Origin of the sequence: Pseudomonas fluorescens (assembly GCF_040448305.1) — a bacterium.
In the GTDB taxonomy this organism is placed as follows: domain Bacteria; phylum Pseudomonadota; class Gammaproteobacteria; order Pseudomonadales; family Pseudomonadaceae; genus Aquipseudomonas; species Aquipseudomonas fluorescens_BH.
Map to the genome: position 1 here is coordinate 2,107,641 of NZ_CP148752.1, position 14,822 is coordinate 2,122,462.

At 57.7% G+C, this 14,822-nt stretch carries 12 protein-coding genes and 1 pseudogene; 4 read left to right on the top strand and 9 right to left on the bottom strand.

Features of this window, described 5'->3' with window-relative positions:
• Positions 1-27 precede the first annotated feature (27 nt).
• Complete coding sequence (locus WHX55_RS09610) at positions 28-828, bottom strand: shikimate dehydrogenase (protein ID WP_353742466.1); 801 nt, start codon at positions 826-828, stop codon at positions 28-30.
• Between the two features lie 196 nt (positions 829-1,024).
• Here WHX55_RS09610 and WHX55_RS09615 point away from each other — a divergent pair, with 196 nt between their 5' ends.
• Entirely contained in the window at positions 1,025-1,705 is a 681-nt protein-coding gene (locus WHX55_RS09615) for a GntR family transcriptional regulator (protein ID WP_353742467.1), read from the top strand.
• 95 nt (positions 1,706-1,800) lie between these two features.
• On the opposite strand, the gene WHX55_RS09620 is transcribed toward WHX55_RS09615, so the two are convergent.
• Positions 1,801-2,643, bottom strand: a complete 843-nt coding sequence (locus WHX55_RS09620) for a type 1 glutamine amidotransferase domain-containing protein (protein WP_353742468.1) — start codon at positions 2,641-2,643, stop codon at positions 1,801-1,803.
• A 118-nt stretch (positions 2,644-2,761) separates the two neighbouring features.
• Between WHX55_RS09620 and WHX55_RS09625 the strand changes: the two genes are divergently transcribed.
• Positions 2,762-3,667, top strand: a complete 906-nt coding sequence (locus WHX55_RS09625) for a LysR family transcriptional regulator (protein ID WP_353742469.1) — start codon at positions 2,762-2,764, stop codon at positions 3,665-3,667.
• Between the two features lie 549 nt (positions 3,668-4,216).
• On the opposite strand, the gene WHX55_RS09630 is transcribed toward WHX55_RS09625, so the two are convergent.
• The 7 genes from WHX55_RS09630 to hutC form a co-directional block, all read right to left on the bottom strand.
• Positions 4,217-5,440 carry a DUF3422 domain-containing protein gene (locus tag WHX55_RS09630; RefSeq protein WP_353742470.1) on the bottom strand — a complete coding sequence of 408 codons (1,224 nt, stop codon included), beginning with the start codon at positions 5,438-5,440 and terminating at the stop codon, positions 4,217-4,219.
• A gap of 5 nt (positions 5,441-5,445) precedes the next feature.
• Positions 5,446-6,060, bottom strand: a complete 615-nt coding sequence (locus tag WHX55_RS09635) for a TetR/AcrR family transcriptional regulator (RefSeq protein ID WP_223456352.1) — start codon at positions 6,058-6,060, stop codon at positions 5,446-5,448.
• 73 nt (positions 6,061-6,133) lie between these two features.
• Positions 6,134-7,561 carry a cytosine permease gene (locus tag WHX55_RS09640; protein ID WP_046043091.1) on the bottom strand — a complete coding sequence of 476 codons (1,428 nt, stop codon included), beginning with the start codon at positions 7,559-7,561 and terminating at the stop codon, positions 6,134-6,136.
• 95 nt (positions 7,562-7,656) lie between these two features.
• The gene (locus WHX55_RS09645; RefSeq protein ID WP_150724758.1) at positions 7,657-8,799 is read right to left on the bottom strand and encodes an acyl-CoA dehydrogenase family protein; all 1,143 of its coding nucleotides are present in this window, start codon (positions 8,797-8,799) and stop codon (positions 7,657-7,659) included.
• On the bottom strand, positions 8,789-9,955 hold the full coding sequence (locus WHX55_RS09650; protein WP_223532134.1) for a CoA transferase: 1,167 nt from the start codon (positions 9,953-9,955) through the stop codon (positions 8,789-8,791). The genes WHX55_RS09645 and WHX55_RS09650 overlap by 11 nt, the downstream gene beginning before the upstream one ends.
• A gap of 25 nt (positions 9,956-9,980) precedes the next feature.
• On the bottom strand, positions 9,981-11,660 hold the full coding sequence (hutU, locus tag WHX55_RS09655; RefSeq protein WP_353742471.1) for a urocanate hydratase: 1,680 nt from the start codon (positions 11,658-11,660) through the stop codon (positions 9,981-9,983).
• 391 nt (positions 11,661-12,051) lie between these two features.
• Entirely contained in the window at positions 12,052-12,714 is a 663-nt protein-coding gene (gene hutC / locus WHX55_RS09660) for a histidine utilization repressor (protein WP_353743034.1), read from the bottom strand.
• A 710-nt stretch (positions 12,715-13,424) separates the two neighbouring features.
• Between hutC and WHX55_RS09665 the strand changes: the two are divergent.
• Both WHX55_RS09665 and WHX55_RS09670 read left to right on the top strand, forming a co-directional pair.
• Positions 13,425-13,556, top strand: a pseudogene (locus WHX55_RS09665) (serine dehydratase beta chain); the annotation flags it as partial.
• Between the two features lie 119 nt (positions 13,557-13,675).
• On the top strand, positions 13,676-14,635 hold the full coding sequence (locus WHX55_RS09670) for a helix-turn-helix domain-containing protein (RefSeq protein ID WP_353742472.1): 960 nt from the start codon (positions 13,676-13,678) through the stop codon (positions 14,633-14,635).
• Positions 14,636-14,822: the final 187 nt, after the last annotated feature.

Here is a 14,822-nt window from a genome sequence, read left to right on the forward strand (position 1 = left end):
GTTTTCTCCAGGTTGGTCAAAGGCGAATCAAGTGCCGCATTGGGCAAACAGAAACTCGGCCAGCAAATCAATCTGGCCGGTGATCATGTGCGCACCTTTGTGAATCACGCAGCCGCGTTCGGCGGCGGCACTGAGCAAGGGTGTGATATCCGGATTCATCACTACTTCGCCGACCACCGTACCCGGGGCCAGGGTATCGACCGCCAGGGGCAAGGGATCATCGGCTTTAAGTCCCAACGCGGTGCCATTGATCACCACGTCGAAACCGCTGCCATCGGCGGGACCGGCATTGATCTGGCGAGCAGGAAAAATTCGGCGAAGTTCGTCGACCAGCTCTTCGGCCTTGGCCGGCGTACGATTGCTGATCACCAATTCCCGGATCTCTTCGGCCAGCAACGCATGGGCGATGCCGGTGGCCGCGCCGCCCGCACCGAGCAACAACACCCGTTTGTTGTTCAGGTAATGGCCCTCTTTTTTCAGGCCGGCAACGAAGCCGTCGCCATCGAACATGCGCCCGCTGAAGCGCCCATCAGGCAAGCGTTTGGCAACGTTACACACATTAAGCAGGCTGGCTGTGCCTTTGAGCTCATCACACAATTTCGCCACCTCCAGCTTGTGCGGAACGGTGACGATCACCCCCGCCAGATTTTCTATTCCGCGCAATCCTTCCCACGCCGTGGCGAGGTTTTGCGGTGAGACTTCCCAGGGCACCAGCACGCCGTCAAAACCTAGGCGCTCCAGCAGTGGGTTGAAAAACTCAGGCGTACGCAGGTGCTTGGCGGGGTAAGTCAAATGAACGACGACCCGTGTTTTACCGCTGATAGGCATTTAATTGTTCCTTGGTGAATTTGTAATGATGCATGATATATCCTCGTTCTTGCGATGCGTCAACACCAAGACTACGTCTCGAATGCAGTGGCGATGAAAAGGTCATGATGTATGATGCGTTATCGTCGCCACCGGCTGCCGTTGTATCTATCCGGCAGGTGGGCACAACCTTACTGACAGTGGAGACCGAGTAACTGTGACCGTGCATAAGCCCATCGATAAAGGCAACTTGAGCGAACGGGTCTACGCCATCATCCGCACCGCGCTGATGGATGGGCAGTACCAACCCGGGGACCGTTTGCGGATCAGCGCCCTGGCCGAAGAGTTCGGCGTGTCGATCACCCCTGTGCGTGAAGCGATTTTCCGCCTGGTCAGCGACCACGCTCTGGACATGAAGGCCGCGACGTCCATTTATGTCCCTGAGCTGACGGTCAGCCAGTTGCGGGAAATCCAGTTGATCCGACATCTGCTGGAAGGCGAGGCCGCGGGCATGGCAGCCCTTCGGGTAACCCAGCCGGAACTGGAGAAACTGCAAGCCATTCAGGATGCTTTCCAGAAGGCGGTTTCTGTCGACTATAAGCAAGCCGCATTGCTCAACAGGGAATTCCACTTTGGGTTGATCTCGGCTGCGCGTATGCCCGTCGTGGCCAAAACCCTGGAGAACATGTGGGTCATCATGGGACCCCTGTTGAGCCGTTTCCACGCAGAAGTGCCCAAGCGAGAACTCGCCAGCTCCAAGCACAAGCATTTCGAAGTACTGGAGGCCTTGCGCGACCGGGATTCGGCCAAGGCCAAAGGGGCGATGCAAGCCGACATTGCATGGGGCGAGCTGATGATCGAATGGCTGGAGAAAAAGGAAAACCTGGCCGAGGCGTGAACCCTGTCGCCGCTTTCCAAGGTTCCTGACGCCATCGCCCGAGCTCCCCGTAGGAGTGTCGGGCGTTGTCGTATTACGCATTCGCAGCGGGCGTTTTATTTCAACCGGCCGAGCAATACCTTGCCGACCTCGGTGGCCGATGCAGGATTTTGGCCGGTGATCAACTCGCGATCGACGACGAAATTGGACGTCCAGTTTTCCGTGTTACTGCTGTACAACCCACCTGCTTTCTCAAGCGCGGTTTGCGGGTAGAACTTCATCTCGCCACCGTTGAGCAGGCCTTTGGCTGCTTCCTCTTCCTTGTTGCTGATAACGGTCATCTTGTAGCCCGCATAGATCCAGTCGGCGCTGGCGTTCACCGGTTTCGCGGTCTGGAGTTGGCGGGTGAAGTTCTGCGCATCAGGCAAGGTCGACAGCAGGGCGATTGGGCCATGGCAGACGAGGGCAGTGGTCTTGCCTTGAGCATGGAAGTCCATCAGCAAGCGACCCAGCGAACGGCTGTGCAGCAGATCCTGCATCGGCGCATGGCCACCAGGAATGTAGACTGCATCGAAATGCGCATAGCCGATCTGTTCCACCCGGGCGAGGCTGATGACCGGCGATTGATCCGGCACAGTGAGTTTCAATTGGTCGAGCAGATGCTTGTAGGTCTCAAGCACGACCTCATCGTTGTTGAAGTACATTTTGTCGATAGACGTCTTGTCCACGGTCGGGACCCTGCCATTCGGGGTCGCGAAGGTGATGGAGTGGCCAGCGTCGAGCAGCATCTTCACCGGTTGCAACAGCTCGTTCAGGTAGAACCCTGTCGCGAAGACCTTGCCATCCTTCAAATCGAGTGTCGCCGAATCGGAAAGCACCACAAGCACATTGCTGGCGCTCGCTGTCAGGCTGGTACCGAGCAGTGCTGTGGTCAGGGCAATACGGGTCAGTGTCTTCATGTCGAGTCCAGAAAATAGTCAGGCGTACGGTTGTCGCCCCTTGGCAGGACACTCTATTGGCGTGTTATATGGCGATAAACTACCTGCGATGGAATTCATTTGGACCTGGAAAGCAATAATGCCGCGCAAATTTGACCATCTTGGTGATGTGGAGGCCTTTATACGGGTAGTGGAGCAGGGCACTGTCAGCGCTGCGGCCGTCGCGCTGGCGACCACACCTTCAGTGCTCAGCCGCGCGTTGACCAGGCTTGAGTCGCGCCTTGGCGTACAACTGTTGCGACGTACCACCCGCAGGCTAAGCCTCACCGACGCCGGCAGGTTGTACCTGGAACAGACCCGTCTGGCGTTTACACAGATCGAAGAGGCGGAGCGAACCATTCGAGGCCAAGAAGGCGAGTTGAGTGGACGCGTGCGCATGAGCGTACCGACAACCTATGGGCATCACCGTCTGCCACCGCTGCTCAGCGCATTTACCCGGCAGTATCCTGCTGTCCAGGTGGAGCTGAGCATCACCAATCGAAACGTTGACCTGATTGCCGAGGGCTATGATCTGGCGATTCGTTTGGGACAGTTGCCTGACAGTGGCTTGGTCGGACGCAAGCTGGAAGATGCTCGATTGTCTCTGGTTGCCTCCCCCGAGTACCTGGCTCGCGCCGGTGTCCCAGCGACACTGGAGATGTTGAGCGAACACGTTTGCTTGCCGTTCATCATGCCCAGCAGCGGCAAGATCGGGCCTTGGTTGTTTTGTCTTGACGGGGAAAACCTGGAGTGGGTACCGCACGCCAATGTTGTGGTGTCGGATGATGTCCTCGGAATCGTTTCACTGGCACAAAGCGGTCTGGGAATCTGCCAGACCTATGACTTCATCATCCGCGACAAGGTGCTGCGCGGAGAGTTGGTAGAGGTCCTTGTGCAGTTGAGTGGGCGCAGCAGGCCATTCTCGATTATCTATCCGCCTCACCGGCAGTTGTCAGCCGCATCCAGAGCGCTGATCGACTTCATTTTAGCCAAAACTCAGTCCTGAGCTTCATCAACTAGACACCCAAGAGGGTGAGCGATCGAACTTCCTGGCCCGTTGTGTGGGTGCTGAAAAACACTATGGATTGGCTTCCTTGCGTCAAACTAATTTGAGTGCTGAGAAATTTATGTGAAGCCACTTTTGCCGGTTTCAGATTCCCTTGTGCACTGGTGAAGGACAACAACCTCGTTTGGACATTTTTCGCCATCACGACAGGCTGCTTTTGGCCCAGGCTGTGTAAAAACGTAGACACTGTTTTGAAGTCTGCGTCGCTACGTAAAATCTGCCAATGATTGGTGTATCAGCCGGACCTGAAATTTGCGTAGGAACGCGATTTTCGTTCTGGTTCTGACTGTCAATCCTGCTCTAAACCGTTTTTACACAGCCTCGGCCGATCGCTGCCTGTCCGGGAGGGCTGATTTCGACTGTGGATTCAACCGAAAGCAGTCGGTTGCGGTCAGCTGATTTCGGCCTGGGCTGACTCATCGTAAAGATCGTCAGATCAACAGTAAAGTGGGGTCGCCCACCTCTTGATACTGCAGTTTCCAGTACGATTTAGTGATGTTTTACGGCTCTAATCCGCATCAGTATGTGTAAAAGTATGAGTGCTGCGACGGGCGCAATTACAATCACGGCGGACCTTGGTGACAAGTCGACTCCCAGCAGATGGACGCCCGAATACAGCAATTTCAACAAGCTCAGCACGTAGTACGTGATGGCAATAATGGAAAGGCCTTCAACCGCCCGCTGAATCTTGATCTGAGCATCGGCCCGGGCGTTCAGGCTTTTCAGGATTTCGGCGTTCTGTTCTTCCATCTCTACCTGTACGCGCGCCTGCAAAAGGTCACCTAGATTGGCCACGCTCTTGGCTAGCACATCGAGCCGTTGTTCCGTCACGGCGCAGTACCTTACCGTCGGTTTGAAGCGTCGCTCAATGAAGATTCCCAGGCGCTGGTAGTCACCTGCGCGATTCTCCCGCAATTCTGCCAGTCGTTCGAATACGAGCTGCGCGTAAGCTTGTGTGGCACTGAAGCGATGCCGGTGCCTGGCTGAGAGACTGACGACTTTGGCCGACAACGCTGCAATTTCTGAAAGCAGTTTTTTTGCATTGCTGGAGTCGGGTGCAGCGTTTCGCTCCGACAGGTCGACCAGGGTTCTATCGAAGGCATCGAGTTGCGAACTCAATTGCTTCGCTGTTGGAAGCGCAAGCGAGGCCATCATGCGATAGGTTTCAATCTCAAGTAGCCGGCGAATCATTCGACCTTGGCGGTAGGCGTTGAGGTGAGTGTTGATGAACAAAAATCTGTTTTCACCGCATTCGCTCAGCCGGAAGTCGCTCCACACCGCCGCATCGCCACCCCCGATGGACGAGCCGCACGGGTCCTTGAATCCGTACGCCGCATGATCCCCCTCCCATGAGTCATGGTTGCGCACCACAATTTGCACGCTGTTGATCAGCCGCTGGGTGTAAGGGCTGATCTTTGCTGCCAGGGCCTCAGGCAAGGAAGTCCAGTGCGGGCGATCCGTGTTCGCGGTGACGACGTAAGTAAGGGTAAAGAACTCCGCATGTCGCTCCCATTTCAGCCAATGCTCGTCAAGCCTGGTGATGCCTTGGGGGATTTCACCACTGACCGGTTCGTCGTAGAGGCTGTTGAGCAGTGCCTGTCGCTCATTGTCGCTGCCCAAGACGGCCAGGTGAAAAACATAAGCCGGCTCGCTGAAGTACAGGGAAGGGCGGGCGTGCAGTTCGTCATGAAGCGTATGTCGTAACGGGTGCATAGTGCTTATGCCTTGAGCGCTGAGTCTCTGCTGCAGGCAATGATGCCCAGGGCAAAGTGAGTCAGGGCATCCGTGAGTTTTTGTTCCGGGACGTCAATGATTTGCCAGAGGGACTGTCCGTAAAGCATGCCGATGACGGCCTCTGTGATCAGGCCTGTGCGGTCACTGATGCAGCCAGTTTCGCCACACTCGGCGGAAACGATGGCCTTCAGCAGGGTGGCGTAGCTGCTCTTCAGCTGATTGATCTCCTGTTGTTGATCATCGCTGAGGTTGACGAACTCCCGTGTCACCAGCATTAGCCGATGTTTCTCGGTCAGGTTGAACACCACAAATGCGTGCACAAAGCGCTGGAGACGGTCGCGGTGCGTCCGGGCTCCCCGCATGCGGCGCTTGGTACCGGCCAACAGGTCGGAGACCGCGCCTTCGATCAGTTCGAACAACAGGCTTTGTTTGTTCTCGATATGGTTGTACAGCGAGCCGGCATGCAGCCCCAACTGGCCAGCCAGGTCACGCAGGCCGATGGCCTGGTAGCCGCGCGTTGCAAAGAGTTCCAGTGCAACATCGAGCAGGCGGTCGCGGGCACTCGGGGCGGGGTGCTTCGGTGTGTTTGCGGCAAGCATAGGAGGTCAGGCGCTCTGCGTTGAGAGAAGTGCAGTGGCGGTCCTGCTGGACCGCCCTGCCGTGAGTGTGTAATCAGGCTGGATTGGCTTCTTCCGGAAGAATCAGCTGCGCGGGAATCCGTTGCGTCGAGTTACGCGCCACCCAGTAGTAAATGAGGGCTGGTACGGTTAGGCCGATCAACCACGAAATGTCCGTCCCACCCAAGGTTTCAACCAAGGGGCCGGTGTAGAAACTGGTGGCTATGAAGGGCATCTGAATCACTACGCCGAGGGCGTAGACTGCTATGCCGGTGACATTCCAGCGTCCGTATCGACCATCCGGATTGGAGAGGGCGGGGATGTCATAGCGCTCCTTGGTCACCAGATAAAAGTCAACTAGGTTGATGGCGCTCCAGGGCGTGAAAAAGGCCAGCAGGAACAGGATGAACGCTGAGAAGTCATGAAGGAACGAATGCCTCCCCAACAGCGCCAGCGCAGTGGCGAATCCGACCATGACCAGGATGTAGATCAACCGCACGGTTTTGGAAATTTCCTGGTTGCCTCTGAAACCGCTGATGATGGTAGCCAGAGACATGAAACTACCGTAGGCGTTGAGCGTGGTAATGGTCACCTTCCCGAACACGATACTGAAAAACAGCAGTGACGCGACGACGCCGCTGGCCCCCATGCCGACGATGTAGGACACCTCGTGGCCGGCAAATTGATCACCCGCCAAGGCGGCGACGAATACACCGAAGACCATGGAAATTTGAGTGCCGATCACTGAGCCCAGGCCCACAGCCAAAAAGGTTTTCCAGGCTGAAGTCTTTCTCGGCAGGTAGCGCGAATAGTCAGCGACATAGGGGCCGAATGCGATCTGCCAGGAAGCCGAGAGTGATATTGCCAAGAGAAAGCTGGCCAGTGAAAAGTGTCGATTTCCAAGCAGCTCGCTGATGTCATGAGCTGACAGCAAGCGGTAGAACAAGTAGAAGAAAGACACCACGCCAATTAGGCTCGACAGGCGTCCGATCAAATGGATAGTCCGATAGCCCAGCACTGTGAGCACAACGATCATCACCGCGAAAATCAGGATGCCAGCGGCGTCACTGACATTGACCAGTTGACTGATGGCCTGGCCCGCAAGCACCGAGCCGCTGGCAGAAAAGCCCACGTACATCAGGCAGACCAGGACGATAGGGATAACGGCGCCGTAGACGCCGAATTGCACGCGACTGGAGATCATCTGCGGCAGGCCCAACTGGGGGCCCTGAGCGGCGTGCAGCGCCATGATTGCGCCGCCCAACAGTTGCCCGATCAACAAGCCAATCAGCGACCAGAACACATCGCCGCCCAATACGACAGCCAGTGCACCAGTGACGATCGCAGTGACTTGAAGGTTGGCGCCGAACCACAGGGTGAACTGACTGAGCAGCCGGCCATGGCGCTCGGACTCAGGTATGTAATCGATGGATCGCCGTTCTATATACGTCTTGCGCTGCGCACTTTCTTTGGTGGCGGACATGGCAGTTCCTCTCGGGCGTCGTACCGTACGACAGCCTTCTCGTGGGGGAGTGACTCAGGGGAGGGCCTGTTAAACAGGCCCGGTTTTTCGCTCGATCAGCGCTGGGCGTCGAGCAAGCTTCGCGAAATGATGATTTTCTGCACTTCGGACGTGCCTTCGAAAATGCGCAGGATCCGTGCGTCGCGTACGTAGCGTTCCAGTGGAAGGTCGCGGATGTAGCCATAACCGCCATGGAGCTGGAGCGCTGCATCGGTGATGAAACCGGCGCATTCGGCGGCGACCAGTTTGGCGGTGGCCGAGTCCAGGCTGAAGCGTTCACCGCTGTCGCGGCGAGCGGCGGCTTTCCAGGTCAGCATGCGGGCACCTTCCAGCTGTGCATACATGTCGGCGAGACGCCACTGTGTGCCTTGGTAGGCGGCAAGCGGCTTGGGGCCGATCTGCCGTTCGCGGACCCAGTTCAAGCTCGCTTGCAAGGCGGCATTGGCGATCCCCAAGGACATGGCCGCCACTTCAACGCGACCCCGGTCCAGCACCGCCATTGCCGTGTTGAAGCCGGCACCTTCGATGCCCAGCAATGCCGATTCGGGCAACCAGCAGTCCAGGGCCAGCTCATAGATCGTGCTGCCACGCAGTCCCATGGTTTTTTCCGGACTGGAGAAGCTGATCCCTACCGTTCCCTGGGGAATCATGAAGGCACTGATGCCCTTGTGGCCGGCTTCGGCGTCGGTCTTGGCATAGAGCACAATGAAGCCTGCTTCGCGGGCATTGGTGATGTAGTGCTTACTGCCGCGCACCCGCCAACCGCCATCTTCACGCTGCGCACGGCAGCGCATGTCGGCCGGGTTGGAGCCTGCTGCCGGCTCCGTCAGTGCGAAGGCGCCGAGTAATTCACCGCTCGCTGCGCGAGGTAGCCACTCGTGCTTCTGCTCTTCGGTACCGCCGATCAGGATCGAATCGGTTGCCAGAAAATGCGCCGTCAACGCCGATGCAGTGGAGGCGCAGGCGCCAGCCACGGCTTCAACGACGCGGCTCATGGCCAGGCTGCCAATGCCCAGTCCGCCGTACTCTTCGGGCAAATTGATACCCATGCCACCCAGCTCGGCCAACGCCTGCAGGCTTTCGGCACAGAATGTCTCGGTTTCGTCGTAATGCTGGGCGCGCGGCTGGATCACCTCGCGAGCCAGTTTTTCAGCGGTTTCGACAACGGCCAATTCGACCTGATCTAATTCAAAGTTCATGGGAAAGCTCCTGTTTGTTCAGTCCGAAAGCATGGTTGTCGGCGCCGAGGCGTGGGGCGTGAGTGACTGCGTGGGGTTTGCGGCCATTGAAGAAAACAGGTTGCGGTACCAGCGGTTGCGCGGAGCCTTCGGGGTGAATCAGCAACTGTCGTACTTGGGCCTGTTCGCTGCTGGCGGCCTGGGCGAGGTTCCACACCGGGGAGGACGGCACGCCCGCCTCGAGCAGGATGTCGCAGACCTGCTCAACGCTCATTTGCTGCGTCCAGACTTCGATTTCGGCGCGTAGCGCCGGCTCGTTGAGTGTGCGTTGCGGGTCATCGGCAAAGCGTGGGTCGCTGCCAAGTGCTGGCTTGCCCAGGCATTCGCATAACCGTTGGAAGAGCTTGTTGCTCGCCACGGCGATGACCACTTGACCGTCGGCGGCGCGGTAAGTATCAAAGGGTGTCGAAACCGGATGGCGGTTGCCCACCAGCCCAGGCGCAACGCCATTGGCGAGGAGATTCGACAGGCCGGTCATTTGCAGGCTGAACAACACATCGAACATGGCGACGTCGATATACTGGGCGCCGGGTGCATGCCGTTCGCGAGCGAATAGCGCGGAGCTGATGGCCCAGGCCGCATAAACACCGGCGCAAAGATCACCGATGGCTTCGCCACTGCGTGTAGGGCCTGTCTCTGCAAAACCTGTGACGCTCATTAGCCCCGACATTGCCTGGGCGACGATGTCATAGGCCGGGTTAGCCGACAGCGGACCATGCTGGCCGAAACCGGAAATGCTCGCGTAGATCAGCTTGGGGTTGTATTGCTTGAGGGTGTCGAAGTCGATACCCAGGCGACGTGTCACGCCGGGACGAAAGTTTTCCACGACGACGTCTGCGTCACGGACCAGCTCATATAGCCGGGCACGATCAGCAGTGGACTTGAAGTCCATTTCGACACTGCGCTTGCCGCGATTGATCAGGCCGAAATAGACACTCTCGCCATCCTTGAAGGGGCCCAGGTGACGGCTGTCATCGCCGTGGTCAGGGACTTCGAATTTAATGACGTCGGCGCCCAGGTCGGCGAGCATGGCCGTGCAATGCGGACCGGCCAAAACGCGGCTCAGATCAAGCACGCGAATGCCTTGGAGTTGTTGGGTAAACGGACTGCTGCTCATGGTGCAGGCTCCTCGATTCCGGGGCTTAGACGTTGCCGATCATCGGTAGGTTGAGGCCTTGTTCCTTGGCGCAGTCGATCGCGATCTGGTAACCCGCATCGGCGTGACGCATGACACCGGTGGCCGGGTCGTTGTGCAGCACGCGAGCGATACGCTCGTCCGCTTCGTCAGTGCCGTCGCAGACAATCACCATGCCCGAGTGCTGGGAGAAGCCCATGCCGACGCCACCACCGTGGTGCAGGGACACCCAGGTCGCGCCGCTCGCGGTGTTGAGCAGAGCGTTGAGCAGTGGCCAGTCGGAGACGGCGTCGGAACCGTCCTGCATCGATTCGGTTTCGCGGTTAGGGCTGGCCACCGAACCGGAGTCCAGGTGGTCGCGACCGATCACGATGGGCGCGGACAATTCGCCGCTGCGCACCATTTCGTTGAACGCCAGACCGAGCTTGGCGCGCAGGCCCAGGCCAACCCAGCAGATACGGGCCGGCAGACCCTGGAAGCTGATGCGTTCGCGGGCCATGTCCAGCCAGTTGTGCAGGTGGGCGTCGTCCGGGATCAGCTCCTTGACCTTGGCGTCGGTCTTGTAGATGTCTTCAGCGTTGCCCGACAGTGCAGCCCAGCGGAACGGGCCGATGCCACGGCAGAACAGCGGACGGATGTAGGCCGGTACGAAGCCCGGGAAGTCGAATGCGTTTTCCACGCCTTCTTCTTGTGCCATCTGACGGATGTTGTTGCCGTAGTCGAAGGTCGGTACGCCCATTTTCTGGAAGTCCAGCATCGCTTTGACGTGCACGGCCATCGATTGCTTGGCGGCCTTGATCACAGCGGCAGGTTCAGTCTTGGCGCGAGCGCGGTACTGGTCCCAGGTCCAGCCGGCCGGCAGGTAGCCGTTGAGCGGGTCGTGGGCGCTGGTCTGGTCGGTGACCATGTCCGGGCGCACGCCGCGACGGACCAGCTCCGGCAGGATTTCAGCGGCGTTACCCAGCAGCGCGATGGAAATCGCCTTGCCTTCTTTGGTGTATTTGTCGATGCGGGCCAGCGCGTCGTCGAGGTCGGTGGCTTGTTCATCGACGTAGCGGCTGTTCAGGCGGAAGTCGATGCGGCTCTGCTGGCATTCGATGTTCAGCGAGCACGCGCCGGCCAGGGTTGCAGCCAGTGGCTGAGCGCCGCCCATGCCGCCCAGGCCTGCGGTCAGTACCCACTTGCCTTTCAGGTCATCGTTGTAGTGCTGGCGACCGGCTTCGACGAAGGTTTCGTAGGTGCCCTGAACGATGCCCTGGCTGCCGATGTAGATCCAGCTGCCGGCGGTCATCTGGCCGTACATGGCCAGGCCTTTGGCGTCGAGTTCGTTGAAGTGCTCCCAGCTCGCCCAGTGCGGTACCAGGTTGGAGTTGGCGATCAGTACGCGCGGGGCGTTGCTGTGGGTCTTGAACACGCCGACCGGCTTGCCGGATTGCACCAGCAGGGTCTCGTCGTCGTTCAGGTTGGTCAGGCTTTCGACGATCTTGTCGTAGCATTCCCAGTTACGTGCCGCGCGACCGATGCCACCGTAAACCACCAGTTCTTTAGGGTTCTCGGCGACTTCCGGGTCGAGGTTGTTCATCAGCATGCGCAGCGGCGCTTCAGTCAGCCAGCTCTTGGCGGTCAGCTTGTTACCGCGGGCAGAGTGGATTTCGACATCACGCAGGCGAGTGGTCTTGGTGGTCATGGTTATCTCCTCATTCAGTGGTGAGCGGGGTGGTAGTCACGCTTATGATGTCTGTATGATCTTATACCAACCTGTATGTACAAGTGAATGCAAGTGAAGGGCCAAATGCGCCTGATGAAAGCCGAATAAAAATTCTAAAATAGATAAAATAGTTTTAAATCAAATAGTTAAAATTTATACGAAATTTGTGAGCAGGGCGGGATGGACGAAAATGTTGTTGCAACTTTTCGATTGGTAGTCACGATAGTTGTGCGTTATGTAACACTTTTTCGCGCTCGGCTTGAGGAGTGTCACCATTCTGCCAATTGGGTCGGCACGGGTAACAGCTTCAGAGGGATGGCTAGGGGGAGATGTCTATCGAGCGGCAGGCGGGGGCCGCTCGACCTGTGAGTCAGTTGCCGAACTTGCCTTCGAGGCGATAGCGCGAACCTGGGTAAACCAGGCGTGCGCAACCCACTTGACCCATTGCCGCCCATGTGCGGCGGCGAATCAGCAGGCACGGTTCATAGCGTTTGATTTGCAGAAGTTTGCATTCAGCAGATTTGGCGTGGATCGACTCGACCACGTGCTCGCCTTCGGTCAGTGGGGCCAGTTGAATCAGATAGGCGTAAGGCGTGACCTTGGTAAAGTCCTGCTGCAGATAGGCGGGTGCGACCTCGGCATTGACGAAGCGCTCTTCGATCTGCACCGGCACATCATTTTCGTGATGCACGACAACCGAATGGAACAAGCGCTTGACCCCCTCGAGGGGAAAGGGCATCGAAGCTCGCGCCCGTTCAGGCATCTCCTCAAGCACGACAACTTCACAGCGATGCTCATGACCTCGGGCCGCTATCTCTTCCGCGATGTTGTGGATCTCGAACAGCGCCGCATGGCCTTTTGGTTCGGCTACAAAAGTGCCTACACCCTGCATGCGCACCAGACAACCCTCAATGGTCAGTTCTCGTAGCGCCCGGTTGATGGTCATGCGACTCACGCCGAGCAAATTCAGGAGTTCACTTTCAGAGGGCAGTTTGGAATTGGGTAGCCACGCACCGGAGCGAATCTTCTGCATGATGATTTGCTTGACCCGTGCATATAGCGGGGAGGGGCTTTCGAGCGAAAAGGACTCGAGGGACGCATTATCCTCAATAGGTTTGGACACAGTAATTCCCAATGTAAAAATGAATTGCACCGATAGGCCAGGAACGAAGTTTACTCTGCAGTCAAGGATACGCCTATGCATGCAATGCATCGACGGGGTAAGGGGGCGCTGTTCTAAACCACTTGAGAGCGGCCTGCCGCCAATACTGGAATCCCGGAAGTCCAACCAGGTTGAGGCGGGGTGATGGGCAATTAACTCAAGATGTACATGGCTCTTGAGCAAGCGCTGTTAGCCCGGTCGCAACATGGATTCAGTGTGAAGGGCCGCTTCTGGCCGAGGCTGTGTAAAAACGTTTTTGAGCGCGACAGGTACTCAAAATCGGACTGGAAATCGCGTTTCTACGCGAAATCCACATCTGCTGACGTGCCGATAAATTTCAGATTTAACGTAGATGCGCATACTTCAATTTTGGTGAAGCGTTTTTACACACTCTGGGCCGGTATCTGCCAACCGTAAGTCATCAGTTTAGGCGCGCAGACGACAGCACTGAGGTTCGTCTCTAAGGCCGACTCACTGCAATTCCACCATCACGCCACTGGCAGTGGCGAGCACTTAGGGGTCGATATCTGACATACCTTGATGATCCCTGACGCCGACAATCGGGTGCATTGCTGACACCTTTGACGCGGCGCGGAGATCGACATGGCTATCAGTGTTTTGACTTATTCAAGATTGGAATCGGCCCCTCCAGTTCCCATACCTTCGCCCCTCTGCGTACAGGGGCTCTGTTTGTCGAGGCCTTGCGCGCACGGTTGGCGTTCAGCTCCATCGAGTGCTGAATGACCTTGACCAAAGGGGAGGGCGGGAAATGCTACAACTGACCGAATCTGGCCGACCACAACCGCCGGTGCTGCATATTGGTTTCTGGTTGATGGAAGCCTTCGATTTTTATGCCCTGGCCAGTGCGCTGGAGCCATTACGCCTGGCCAATCAGTTAACGGGCCGCTGTGTTTGCCAGTGGCAAATTCTTAGCCTGGGTGGATGCCAACTGAAGGCCAGCAACGGAATTTCCACCGCCACTGCGTCGCTGGAACAGTCACAAACGCTTGATGTGCTAATCCTCTGTGGCGACGACACTCCGCATCTTCGGACGGATCATCCAGAGCTTCACGCGCAGCTGACCCACTGGGCCGCGCAACCGATTGGCCTGGGAGCATTGGGCAACGCGGGTTGGCTGCTGGCGCAGATTGGTGCCCTGGATGGATTCCGCTGCAGCTTGCCGGAGCCTGCCTCATCGTTGGCGCTTGCTACATACAGCGGGTTGACGCCGGTAGCCGCACCGTTCTGTGTCGACCGCCAGCGCCTGACCTGCGTCGGCCCGCAGGCCGCTCAAGGATTGATGCACGAACTCCTCGCCCGGACCCACGGTCGTGGTTTGATACTGCGGATGGAAAAACATGCAGCACGCCAGGCCCGGCCGTTACTGCCCCTGCATGACGCGCCGGCGAAGCTGCAGGCAACACTGGCATTAATGAGCGAGCACTTGAGCCCAGCGCTGGGTATCGACGAACTGGTCGAGACTATGGGGATCTCCCGGCGACATCTCGAACGGCTGTTCAAACGCAGTTTGGGTTGCTCACCTTCTCGACACTACCTGGACTTGCGACTGCAACATGCGCGTCAGCTGTTGCGCTCCGGTGAACGGTCCCTGTTGGGTGTCGCTCGGGAGTGCGGATTCGTTTCGCTGCAACATTTCTATCGCTGTTATCGCCAATACTTCGGTGCCCACCCTCGCGAGCATTTGGCCGCGAACATGCTCACGAAGGTGCAGAGTCAGTCGCCCTCTACGAATGCACCGCTCTCATCTCGAGCAAGCGCGTTCCCACACTGATCGTGTCAGCCTTTTCCAATGCCCCCTTCAAGTGGCTTTTCTCGCGCTTGCCGGGGGCATTTTGGTTTCTGCATGAGGGCGTTGAACGGGCGCTGCCGGAAATAGCGGATATGACCAACTACAGGTCGGATTCGCGCAAAAAAACTCAGTTTGCATCTGTTCGAATGACATTCAGCGGCCCGCCAGA